This is a genomic window from Streptomyces hygroscopicus subsp. hygroscopicus (assembly GCF_001553455.1).
Classification (GTDB): Bacteria; Actinomycetota; Actinomycetes; order Streptomycetales; family Streptomycetaceae; genus Streptomyces; species Streptomyces hygroscopicus.
Window position 1 is genome coordinate 1 of record NZ_BBOX01000481.1, and the last position, 10,925, is coordinate 10,925.

Below are 10,925 nucleotides of genomic sequence, written 5' to 3' on the forward strand. Positions count from 1 at the left end.
CTTGCGGCGGGACAACGAGAAGCCCAGGCCCGTGACGGTCAGCCCCGGCGAGCAGGTCGCTTTCGACATCACATTCCTGGCCTCGACCCGCGACGACGACCGGAAGTTCGCGCCGGACCAGGTGGTCATCACCCCGCCGAACGAGCGCAGGAACCTCGTGCTGGACTGGCCCTACGGCGGCGCGCTGCTGGACCAGTCGGGCGCCACCCGCCCGGGGACCTTCATCGGCCCGGTCAACGCGGCGATGTAAGCCCGGGGGCGGAGGGCCGCCTCACCGGAAGACATGCTCGCGTACACGGGCGGATCGCCGGGGACACCCCGGGCCTGACCGGTGAGCCATGTGCCCGATGGCCTCGTACGAGGCCAAAGGAAACCGTCCCGCCTCGGGCAGAGCGTGGCCAGAGGTACCTCCTTCGATTCCCCCGGAGCTGGCTCCCGCCCAGAGGGATCGCCGAGGGATCATTCGGCGCACCCTGCACCCTCTGATCCGAACCAGAATCCCCAATCATGGGGTGCAGAGCAGTGGCGCGCGGACATCGGCCTGTGGGCGAGGTGCGGCGGCGCCGGACAGCCAAGTACTTGACGTCATCCTTACTCAAGGGACCCGTACTGCTGACGGCCGCTGGTGGGCCGACTGCGAAGCCATCCTCCCGACCCGCTACGAGCACGCCGACGGCCGCTCCCACGCCACCGGCGCGCCCACTGCGATCAGCGCCCTCAGCGAGCGGATCACCCCATTCCCGGCGAGGACTACAGCGAAGTCCCCGTCGACGGCGCGATCACCCGGCAGTGGGTGGTGGAACAATTCCACCAGCACACCGAGGACGCCCCCTCCCGCCGTCTTCACCGCCGCGACTGCGGGCAGGCCCGCAACGAGCACACCCTCGTCACCACCGGGAAACGGCCGAACTCCTGGCCCACCCGGAGAATCGCGAGATGCGACGTCTGCTCACCTGGCAAGGTCCTGCCCCGCTATAACCCGCCCCCTCTTCCGGGGGCTGTGCGGTCTTCTTCACTGTCCGCTCCGTCTCGAAGCGGTTCGGCCCGGCCGACGTGGTGGTGTGTTCGGTCACCGCCGCGTGCACCCGCTCGGCCGCCGCGTGCCACTGTTCCCGGCGGGTCCGGGGTGCTCTTCACTGTCGAGTGCGGTGAGTCCCGCGCATTCTTGATGCGGATTTTTACGGGTCAATCAGCTCATCAGTCGCCAGGTCAGATATGGGTGCGATTGTGTGTGGAGGCCAATAACTGCCCCGGGCTTTCGGCGCGTGGCCTCTCGCGGTGAAGGGTGAGCGTTGTCGTGGAAGGTCGGTGACCGGTCGTTTTCCCACCGACGGTTGAGTGATCGTTTTAGGGCTGGTTGTCTGGGGAGACGGTGAGGGGGCCGTACGTGCGTACGGCGACCCTCGATCGGGTCGTTCCCCGGGGCGAACGGGGCCGGACAGCACAGTCTGTGAGCGGGCTGCGAGCAATTCGTTTTGCCGTTGTCGCGGCGGCCCTGCAAGGCTATGCGGATGATCGATACAGGCTTGGCCGGAGCGGTCGTTGCGGTCACGGGGGCGGACGGTGGGATCGGCCGCGCTGTGGCCGAGGCGTTCGCCCGTGAAGGGGCCCGCATCGGGTTGCACTTTTTCTTCGGCCGCGGTGAACTGCCCTACACATCGGGCATCGAACACCGGATCGGCAGTCGAGTCGATGCGGAGGCGACAGCCGAACGGGTCCGTGAACTCGGCGCAGAGGCGGTTGCGATAGCCGAAACCGACCTTGTCGCAGCAGACGCGGCGCCGGTCCTGTTCAACGCCATCGAGTCACGACTCGGCCCGGTGGACGTCCTGGTGAACAACGCAGCCCACTGCGAAACCCCTGACGGCGCCCTGACGCTGACCCACGCAGGCCTGCGCCGCACCTACGACGTCAACGTCACCGCCCCTGCACTCCTGACCGCCGAACTCGCCCGACGCGCCGCAGGCACACGGGACACCGTCGTCGTCAACATCTCCACGGACGCCGCGCGAGCCTTCCCCGGACAAATCGGCTACGGCACATCCAAGGCCGCACTGGAAGCTTTCACGTGCGCCGCCGCCATCGACCTCGGGCCGTCGCGCGTCCGCGTCAACACCGTCGCGCCTGGGCCGGTGCAGACCGGCTGGATGTCAGATGACCTGGTACGCGGCATTGAACCGTCCATCCCGCTGCGCCGGGTCGGCACCCCGGGCGATATCGCCGACGCCGTGGTGTTTCCTCGCCTCCGCGCAAGCCCGCTGGATCACCGGCCAGATCGTGCAAGTAGCAGGCGGGCACGCACTGTAGGAGTCCGGGCGAGGACGCGGAGGCGAGGCGGCACGGCGTCGGCGCCGGCGTGCGCCGAAGCGCGCTGGGCTGGTACCGGCCGGGTCTTCCGGTAGCGGCCGCACCTGACACCACTCGCGCTTTGCTGAGAATGCTCAGCCTTCGCTGCGAAAGAACAGCGCGTGGTGTCGCGGCGGCCCAGGGGCCGGGAGATGTCACGGGCCGCTGCTCGCCGGTGGGAGTGCCTCATGATGCTGTTCTCGAGACGATGGCCACGTGGCGGACTCTCCATGGCGGAGCGAGCGCCTACCTGCGAGAGAAGCGCACTTCGCCACGGCCGGTCACCGCGCAACCGCCAGCACCCCGCGCGGTGACGAGATGGATCCTCAGCCGACCCGAAACTCTGACCGAGATCGAACAGCTCCGGCTCAAGACCATCCTGGCCAACTGCCTTAAACTCGATGCCCTGACCGGTCACGTCCGATCCTTCGCCCAAAATGCCGTCCCGCAGCCGCACGCGGTGCACGGGGCCCTGCGCGCGCAACGTCTCGTAGAGGGGGTAGGGATCGCGTTGCGAAGTCCTCGCTGAGCGCTCCCGGATCCAGCGGTGCGTCCGTGGTCATACGCGGTACCCCTCACCGATGCGGCGTCAGACGGTCTGTGTGGTGGGTGTGTCGTCTGAGAAGGCCACGGCGGAAGCCGTGGGAGGTCAGGGACGGGTTGTGGGCGGTGATGGCGGTGATCGAGCCGCTGCTGCCGAGGTGTGAACGGCGGTTCCGGTATCCGAGGCGCAAGCGATCGAGGACGTAAGGCGCTGCAGGGTGTGCTGTTCGTGCTGTACACCACAATCCAGTGGGGGTATATGCCGCAGGAGTTGGGCTTCGGCTTAGGGCTTTCCTGGTGGCGGCGGCTGGCCGCGTGGCAGGAGGCTGGGGTGGGGGAGGGGCTCCAGCGGGTGCTGGATCGGCTGCGGGGTGGCGGACGGTCTGGGCTTCTCCCGCGTCACTGTCGATGCCTGGGATGTGCAGGCTAAGCGGGGGCGGGGCGGCCCGGGGGTCGGTCGGAGTCCGGCCGAGTCGTGCGCGGTCCGCGGCGGGGCTCGAGAGATCACGTGCTGGCCGGCGCGTATGGCAGCCCTGCTGCGGGTGTCGCGTACCGGTGGGTACCGCGACGACGTCGCGCCGTTCCTGCCGTTGGTTGACGGTTTGCCGCCGGTGCGGGGCATGCGGGGTCGGCCGCGGTGCAGGTCCCGCACCTTGGTGTGCCGACTGTGGCTATGACCTACGGCAGCTGTCGCCGCCGTCTGCATGAGCGTGTGGCATCGTCCCGGGGAGTGCCCGGCGCGGTGAGAGCTGCACGGCTCGGGTCTGGGGCGGGTGTGGTGGGTTGCGGAGTGAGCTATCGCCTGGCTCCACGGCCCTCGCCGTTGACGGACCCGCTGGGTAGCCCGAGAGGACATTCCGCAGGACCGGCTCCTGCAGACCGTTTGACGATCTGTAGGAGCTTCCAGTTCAGATTCACATCAATAGAAGAGGACAGGCATGACGCCTTCCTTGAGCTCGCGCAGCACTGCATGATCCTCGCCCGCGGGATCCGGGCTTTTGGAAAGGATCCCTCAGCGGGTTCCCGCAGGGGCGCGGAGCTGTTCGGCCAGCCGCTCGAGTTCGGCCGCTGTGGCGGGTGAGGGGGCGTTGAGTGCGCTGTGCGCGGCTGTCGGGCTCTTCAGGAAGCGCCGGAGCGCGGCCACGAGGAGCCCTTGCGGCAGGGCCCGCAGCGCGGTGAACGCGCGGGGCACCGGCGGCGTGTCCAGCGCGGCGAGGTTCTGCCGTATGAGGTGGAGCATGCCGCGGACCGCGTCCGGGGTGTCGGCCAGCGCTGCCGGGCCGCCTGCCGCGTGTATCGCCTGTCCGAGCGGGACTTCGAACGCGGCGTGCGTCCTGAGCCAGGCGTCCATCCGCGGCTCGGTCTTGGCGTTGATCCCGGCGGTACGGAACGTCTCCACGATCCGTTCCAGTCGCGGGGTGGTACGGCCGTCGGGCTCGCCGATCGGCATCGCGACCCGGCGGGTGATGACATTGCTCATGCGGTAGCGGACCACGTCGCCGTCCATCGTGCCGCCAGTGGTGGGGAAGCCGAGCAGTACCCGCTGCTGGCCGATCACCGCGCCCAGCGTCTGCGGGCCGGCTGCCCAGTTGAGCAGGAACAGCACGTCACCTGGGACACCGGCGAGTGTTTCCAGCACGGTGTCCACCTGGTGGGTGCGGACGAAGACGGTGATCAGGTCGTACCCGGCGCCCGGGTGCTCGATCACCGGTACCGGCACCCGCTTGACAGCCGGGCCGTCTTCCTCGGCGAGCCGCACCCCTTGCCGGCGCAGGGCGGTCAGGCGCTCGCCCCGGGCGAGGAGCGAGACGTCGTGGCCGGCCTGGTGCATGCGGGCGGCGAACAGGCTGCCGCACACCCCGGCGCCGTATACGAGCAGCTTCACGGTAGACCTTTTCCATACGTCCGTTTGATTCATACGTTCGTTTCATTCAAGCATGGGTAGAGTCCCTCGTGTGGCGACCCCAGACACCCGCACCCAGATCCTCGACGCGGCCGAGCGCCTCTTCGCCGAGCACGGATACCGCGGCACCTCGGTCCGCGCGATCACCGCACTCGCCGGAGCGAACCTGGCCGCCGTCGGCTACCACTTCGGCTCGAAGGCGGAGCTGATGGCCGCGGTCGCCCGCCGCGTGATCGAGCCCATCAACGCTGCTCAGTGCGCCGGGCTCGACGCCTTGCTCGCCCGGACCCCCGACCCGCCGGTCAGTGCACTGGTGGAGGCATTCGCGGGGCCGCTGTTCGACGAGGTGCCGGCCGGCGACGAGGGCGGCGCCCGGAGGGCCCGGCTGATCGTGATGATCCTCAGCGACCCGGCCGGGGAGGCACGCACCTGGACCGGCCCGGCCGAGGACTTCGTCCGCGAGCGCTACTTCGCGGCCTTCGCACGCGTACTGCCCGGCCTTTCCCCGCAGGAGCTGCGGTTCCGGATGCGGGGGATCCTTGCCGTGACGGCCGTCGACCGCCTCGAGGCCCACCAGCAGCCCTCCCCTGGCTGCGTGTCCCCGGTGGCGGGCGAGGCGGCCCGGCGATGGGCGATCACGTTCCTGACGGCAGCGATGAGTGCGCCACCGACCCGGACCTGACGGAGCCACGACAGACGGTGGCGGCGCGGGTCAGGCGGAGTCCGCCCTGGGGGCGAGGGCGGCGAGGCGCTTCCTCGGCGGCGTCTTTGCGTGGCCATCGTCGACCGGCTCACTTTCAACGGCACCATCATCGAGACCGGAACCCTCGCCACTCGAGCGCGGGCCGCAGAACCCGCCAAGGCCAGCTGGCACATCCGCGGGCCACGCCTCTCGACGGCTCACCGCCCTCACAGGCGGCGAGCCGCCATCAGAAGACAATGAGCTGCTCGCGAGGCCATCACTGGTGAGGCCATCAATGGTGTTGCATTCCGAGCTGGTTCGCGGCGGCTTCCACGGTCTGCGCGAGCAGGACGGCAATGGTCATCGGCCCGACGCCGCCGGGAACCGGAGTGATCAGACGAGCTCGGGTGAGGGCGGTGTCGTAGTCCACGTCGCCGACGTTGCCTGGGTTGTAGCCGGCGTCGATCACGACCGCGCCGGGCTTGATGTCCTCACCGCGGATCAGCCGGGGCCGTCCCACGGCTGCTACCACGACGTCTGCTTCCCGGACGATCGCTGACAGGTCGGTTGTCCGGGAGTGGCAGTATGTCACCGTTGCGTCCTTGGCGAGCAGGAGCATCCCGGCCGGTTTGCCGAGAATCGCGCTGCGACCCACCACGACGGCGTGCTTGCCGGCGAGTTCGACGTCGTATGCTTCCAGCAACCGCATGATCCCGCTCGGGGTGCAGGACACGAAGCCCGGTAGCGCGAAGCTCATCGCGGCGAAGGAGTGCATCGTGACCCCGTCGACATCCTTCTCCGGAGCGATGAACTCGAACGCCGCTCGCTCGTCGATGTGCGGGCCGCAGGGGTGCTGGAGCAGGATGCCGTGCACTTCCGGATCGCAGGACAGGTCCGCGAGGGTGTCGATCAGTTCGGCGGTCGTGGTGGTGGCGGGCAGACCGATATGCCGGGACTGGATTCCTGCCTTCGCGCACCGCGCTCGTTTCATGCGGACGTACGTGGTCGACGCGGGGTCCTCTCCCACCAACACCGTCGCCAGACAGGGGCTGGTACCCGTGCGTCGTGAGATCTCCGCCGCCTTGGCAGCGGCCTCGTCAACGATACGTTTGGCGAGGCTGGTGCCCTCCATGAGCTGGGCCGTCTGAGTCGGGGACATCGTTGCCCTCCAGGCGTTGCTGACCACTCGCCCAGGCGCACGGCATCGACGTCTCGTCAGACCGCTCCCCGGTGGTGCTCCACCTCAGCGCCAGTCACGGCCCACGCCGAACTGTAGTAGACGCAGCACGCTCACACGGATCAGCACCCTCGGGTGGTAGCGACTTGCGAAGGGCCATCCCCTCTGCAGTGACGTCACTTCACGTGAACATTCCTGACGCGTCCACACGCCAGATGCCTCCCAAACTCACAGATAAATACTGCTGCTGGAAGTGAACGAGGCCACCGGAATATCCGTGTGCGCGTCGACAGCGCCCGGTGCTAGCTTCCGACACGGCAGTTCGCAGTAATTTCCTCTGACGGAGTTGGTCGGCAGACGTGACGCGCCGTTGGCCCGGTGCCGGTTGCGCCTGCACATCGGCCTGCCGCTCATACGCCTCTTGCGGACGAGCTGACCTCCGAGTCGAGAAATGAGCCCCAGCTGTGCCTGTTCAGCCTGCTTCCCGTACCGTGCTTGCCGATTGGGTCCGCGAGCACTCCACCACACTGACCACCCTGGACCCGCACCAGCCCCTCGACGACCTCGAAGTGTTCCGCCAGGTCGTCGGCGATGCCCGGGTTGTCGCGATCGGTGAGGGCGCCCACTTCGTCGAAGAGTTCTCGCGCGCACGCCAGCGGGTGCTGCGCTTCCTCGCCGAGCGCTGCGGATTCACCGTTCTCGCGATGGAGTTCGGCTTCAGCGAAGCCTTCCCGCTCGACCGGTGGCTGCAGGGGGAGGGGGACGACGGCGATCTGGCGAAGGTGGGCCGGTTCGCCACCACGTGGGGTGCCGCAGACCTCATGCGCTGGCTGCGCTACCACAACCGCACCAGCGCCCATCCCTTACGCTTCGCCGGCATCGATGTCCCCGAAGCCGGCGGGGCGCTACGGCCCGCGCTTGAGCCGGTGGCCGAATACCTGCGCGAAGTCGACCCCGACGCACTCCGCCTCGTCGACACGGTCCTGGAGATCAGCGATCGGTTCCTCAAGGACTGCAGATCCGGCGCCGCTGCCGGGCCCGCTTGGGCCGGGCTTCAGCCAGCAGAACAGAACGAACTGACCGCCACACTGGCACGGCTGCTGCTACGGCTGCGCGCCGCCGAGCCGCTCTACGTCCCCCGCAGCAGTCAGAGCCGCTTCGACATCGCCCGACGCCGGGTGGAAGCGGCCTGCCACACCGACTACATGTTCCAGCGATGAATGCCCTGATGTCTGGTCGGGGCTCGGCCGCGGACCTGGCCGTGCGTGAGGTCTACATGGCCGAATCAGTGCGCTGGCACCTGGAGCGGGCCGCACCAGGAACCCGGATCGTCCTCGCCGCACACAACAGCCATATCCACAAGACGGAGCTGGAGCTCGGAGGCGGCCTCACCGCGCTGCCCATGGGCCGGCACTTGCAGCGGATGCTTGGCCAGGACTACCGCGCCGTGGCCCTCGTCCACACATCTGACCACGTGCCGGAGATGTACCCCAACCAGAGCGCTGCCGTCGGTTTCACCCTCGCCGAAGCCCGCCTCCAGCCCGCCGAGCCCGGCAGCGTCGAAGCCGCCCTCACCGACGCCGGCCTCGCCGACCGGATCACCCTGACCAACCTGCGCCACGCACCACGCGACGCCCAGGGAGCACCACTGCTGAACAACATCCGGTCCCAGAGCTCCGTGCTGAGCACTCCCGTCTCCGAGGCGTTCGATGCCGTGCTCGCCGTCCCAACGGTCACCCGGGACCGCACCGTGCACTTCTGACCATCCCGATTCCAGGCAAGAGGGACCTCCGTCCAGGAGGCCCCTGTTGCCTGCCCAGGGGCAGCGGGCAGCCCCTGGCCGCCGGCGAGTAGGTCACGGGGGGACTTGCGGCGGGACGTCAGCGGTGAACTTCGACTTTTTCGACCAGCGGTGGGGCCCGTGCGTGTCAGACGCTTCGTCATCGTCCCGGGTGCGGCACTCCACCGCCTGGCTGTGGTGACGATGCCGGGCGTCGCCCACCGAGTGGAACCCGCGATGTTCCGCGTCCAAGCGATGCACGGCATCGGGTGGACTCCACTGAGCCTTCGCCAACTTGAAGTCGCAGTTCAAAGGGCTGGTGTGACCGATTCTCTGCATGCTCACGCTGGTCGTGGGCGGGAGTCCGCGAAGAAGATCATCTGTCAGCGGTATTTCGAGGTTCGTCAGGACGAGCAGAGCGCGCAGGAGGTGGGTGGCGCGGGCGGGGTCGGTGCGGAGCTTGATGAGGATCCGCCAGTTCTTGAGGTGGACGAAGCCGTGCTCGACCGGAGCCCGTCCGATCGCGAGGACGCGGTTGGCTTCCTTCTGACCTGGGGTGAGCTTGTGGGTGCGGCTGGCGGTGTAGCCGGTGACGATCAAGGGGTCGAGGATGTCGTTGTCCAGGCCGCGGAAGCCGAGGTCCGCCAGTGCCCCGAGGCCGGCGGCGCGCAGGTGGGTCAGGAGGTGGTCGTGGCGGGCGGCGGTGTTGTCGTGGGTGCGGCCGGGCCGGGCGGCGGATATCCAGATCAGGCGGCCCTTCTCGTCGGTCAGGGCGAGGAAGTGCAGTCCGTGGCTACGGTGCTTGCCGGAGTAGTTCCGCCGGTCGGCCTTGCCGGTGCGGCGCTGGGTGCGGATGAGGTTGCCGTCGATCAGGACCACCTCTCCGCCCTGCCTGGCGATCTTCTTCAGGGCGCGGTCCAGGCGCGGTGCCTGGGCGGCGAGCAGTCCGATTAGCTCGTCGCGCCAGCGACGGACGGTGGACTCGGACACGTTGTTGCCGCCGGCCATGTCGGCGAGGCGCTGGTCGTGCCGCAGTACGGCCAGGACGATCATCGCGATCTTTCCTGGTGGCAGGATCCGCCACTGGGACCGGATCACCTTCAGATGGCGCCTGAGCAGGTCGGCGAGGTGGTTGACGGTGCGCGTGGATAGCGGCAGGCGGCACTGGTAGACAAGCGGGCAGGTGTCCTCGGCGCGTTCTTCGGTATTCGTCACACAATTCCAACGGCCGCCGAGGGCACACCGGTTACGCCCGTTCCGAGCCGCTCGGCGTGGCGCTACTGCTAGTCACAGACGGGTGGTGAACCGGCCGTCAGGCAGTTTCCGTAGCGAGCCGCGATCGACGAGTCTGACCAGCTTGCTGCGTAACGGTTCCAGCTTGGACCGCACGCTGACGTCCACCCCCACCACCTCGCCGACCTCGCGGGCCATGACGGGCCCAGCGGCCTGCCGCAGGGCGGCGATAATGCGCTGGTAGTCCCACGGGAGCGAGTCCTCCTCCACGCCCGGTTCGCGGTGCGGGATCAGCATCACCGCCCGTCCGGCCACCTGCCCAGGCACACGGACGGCCGAGGCCCGTTCCCCGGCGAGCTGCCCGGCCATCCGTTCGAGGACACGTTCGACGACGGCGAGTTCGTCTCGCTCAGCCCGCACTTCCGCCAGCTGTTTGGCCAGCTTTTCTTCGAGTTCGTCCAGTTCCGCGCGACGCCCGGTGATCCGTTCCAGCAGCTCGGGTGGATCGGATCGTAGAGAGCTGCCCGGTCGCAGTGAGCGGGAACCGACAAGCTGGCCCCTGTCAAAGCACGTGCTGGTAGCGGAGCTCAGTGAGCGTGATCCCGTCGTAGACATCGTCCTGAGCCGCACCGTCAGCCTGGTAGCCGGCCTGCTCGTAGAAGCGCCGGGCTCGCTGGTTGTCGCACAACACCCACAAAGCTGATGTCTCGAATCCCTGGCCCTTCATCTGAGCATGAGCCTCACCCAGGAGAGTCCGGCCGATGCCCTGGCCGATCAGATCCGGCGAGATGTACAGGGCGTAGACCTCACCGACCCGTTCCAGACCGGGCATCTCACTTCGATACGGCCCGAAGCAGATCCACCCCACCGGGCCACGGTCCCCGAGCGCCACAACGTCTTTAGACTTTCGTCCGGGTTGAGAAAACCACTGCCGCCGTTGACCGGCATCGCCTTCCACCGTCATTGCATCCAGATACGTCTGGGGAACAATACGCCGCCTGCCATCCTCGGACTCGGATCGTCGAAACGGCCTCGATGTCGGCCTCATCCATCTCCCGTACGCGCACCATCGCGCCACCGTAGTAGCCCAGGCACCGGAGAACGAACTGCTTTACCCCTCTGCCGACGCCCCCTCTCACGAGAACGGCTCCTGACGAACGATCTCCTCTGCGGACACCTGCCTACGACCAGCGTGAGCATGCTGAGAATCGGTCACACCAGCCGTTTGAACTGCGACTTCAAGTTGTCGAAGGCTCACTCC

The 10,925-nt window shown here is 68.1% G+C and carries 11 protein-coding genes, 2 pseudogenes and 1 riboswitch; of the genes and pseudogenes, 7 read left to right on the forward strand and 6 right to left on the reverse strand.

Annotated features, from left to right (window positions below):
- Nucleotides 1–250: DUF4232 domain-containing protein (locus AXW62_RS36670; protein ID WP_159061036.1), on the forward strand; the 250-nt coding region annotated here is incomplete at its 5' end.
- A gap of 408 nt (nt 251–658) precedes the next feature.
- Here AXW62_RS36670 and AXW62_RS43565 read toward each other — a convergent pair.
- Complete coding sequence (locus tag AXW62_RS43565; RefSeq protein WP_060948212.1) at nt 659–880, reverse strand: hypothetical protein; 222 nt, start codon at nt 878–880, stop codon at nt 659–661.
- 631 nt (nt 881–1,511) lie between these two features.
- On the opposite strand from AXW62_RS43565, the gene AXW62_RS36680 reads away from it, so the two are divergent.
- The gene (locus tag AXW62_RS36680; RefSeq protein ID WP_252368863.1) at nt 1,512–2,402 is read left to right on the forward strand and encodes an SDR family NAD(P)-dependent oxidoreductase; all 891 of its coding nucleotides are present in this window, start codon (nt 1,512–1,514) and stop codon (nt 2,400–2,402) included.
- A 616-nt stretch (nt 2,403–3,018) separates the two neighbouring features.
- Nucleotides 3,019–3,713: pseudogene (locus tag AXW62_RS44975) on the forward strand (transposase); the annotation flags it as partial.
- Nucleotides 3,714–3,901: 188 nt separating this feature from the next.
- Here AXW62_RS44975 and AXW62_RS36685 read toward each other — a convergent pair.
- Nucleotides 3,902–4,774 (reverse strand): ketopantoate reductase family protein, encoded by an 873-nt coding sequence (locus AXW62_RS36685; protein ID WP_060948213.1) that lies wholly within the window; start codon nt 4,772–4,774, stop codon nt 3,902–3,904.
- Nucleotides 4,775–4,844: 70 nt separating this feature from the next.
- On the opposite strand from AXW62_RS36685, the gene AXW62_RS36690 reads away from it, so the two are divergent.
- Nucleotides 4,845–5,474: a TetR/AcrR family transcriptional regulator gene (locus tag AXW62_RS36690; protein ID WP_060948214.1), complete on the forward strand. Its 630-nt coding sequence runs from the start codon at nt 4,845–4,847 to the stop codon at nt 5,472–5,474.
- An 81-nt stretch (nt 5,475–5,555) separates the two neighbouring features.
- Nucleotides 5,556–5,660, forward strand: a pseudogene (locus tag AXW62_RS46845) (IS21-like element helper ATPase IstB); the annotation flags it as partial.
- A gap of 106 nt (nt 5,661–5,766) precedes the next feature.
- Here the strand turns inward: AXW62_RS46845 and AXW62_RS36695 are convergent.
- Entirely contained in the window at nt 5,767–6,633 is an 867-nt protein-coding gene (locus AXW62_RS36695; RefSeq protein WP_060948215.1) for a bifunctional 5,10-methylenetetrahydrofolate dehydrogenase/5,10-methenyltetrahydrofolate cyclohydrolase, read from the reverse strand.
- A gap of 22 nt (nt 6,634–6,655) precedes the next feature.
- Nucleotides 6,656–6,741, reverse strand: a riboswitch (ZMP/ZTP riboswitch).
- Between the two features lie 374 nt (nt 6,742–7,115).
- Between AXW62_RS36695 and AXW62_RS46440 the strand changes: the two genes are divergently transcribed.
- Nucleotides 7,116–7,871, forward strand: a complete 756-nt coding sequence (locus AXW62_RS46440; RefSeq protein ID WP_252368864.1) for an erythromycin esterase family protein — start codon at nt 7,116–7,118, stop codon at nt 7,869–7,871.
- 8 nt (nt 7,872–7,879) lie between these two features.
- Nucleotides 7,880–8,413, forward strand: coding sequence for an erythromycin esterase family protein (locus tag AXW62_RS46445; RefSeq protein ID WP_252368865.1), 534 nt, complete (start codon nt 7,880–7,882; stop codon nt 8,411–8,413).
- Between the two features lie 93 nt (nt 8,414–8,506).
- Here AXW62_RS46445 and AXW62_RS36705 read toward each other — a convergent pair whose 3' ends face one another.
- The 3 genes from AXW62_RS36705 to AXW62_RS40050 form a co-directional block, all read right to left on the reverse strand.
- Nucleotides 8,507–9,646, reverse strand: coding sequence for a transposase family protein (locus AXW62_RS36705; protein WP_252368866.1), 1,140 nt, complete (start codon nt 9,644–9,646; stop codon nt 8,507–8,509).
- Between the two features lie 72 nt (nt 9,647–9,718).
- Nucleotides 9,719–10,084, reverse strand: coding sequence for a hypothetical protein (locus AXW62_RS36710; protein ID WP_252368867.1), 366 nt, complete (start codon nt 10,082–10,084; stop codon nt 9,719–9,721).
- A gap of 142 nt (nt 10,085–10,226) precedes the next feature.
- The gene (locus tag AXW62_RS40050) at nt 10,227–10,712 is read right to left on the reverse strand and encodes a GNAT family N-acetyltransferase (protein ID WP_306305085.1); all 486 of its coding nucleotides are present in this window, start codon (nt 10,710–10,712) and stop codon (nt 10,227–10,229) included.
- Between the last annotated feature and the right edge of the window lie 213 nt (nt 10,713–10,925).

Bases quoted from the DNA above. Each gene is read 5' to 3' on its own strand.
- AXW62_RS36680 (WP_252368863.1), top strand. From the start codon at position 1,512: ATGATCGATACAGGCTTGGCCGGAGCGGTCGTTGCGGTCACGGGGGCG.
- AXW62_RS36695 (WP_060948215.1), bottom strand. From the start codon at position 6,633: ATGTCCCCGACTCAGACGGCCCAGCTCATGGAGGGCACCAGCCTCGCC.
- AXW62_RS46445 (WP_252368865.1), top strand. From the start codon at position 7,880: ATGTCTGGTCGGGGCTCGGCCGCGGACCTGGCCGTGCGTGAGGTCTAC.
- AXW62_RS40050 (WP_306305085.1), bottom strand. From the start codon at position 10,712: ATGAGGCCGACATCGAGGCCGTTTCGACGATCCGAGTCCGAGGATGGC.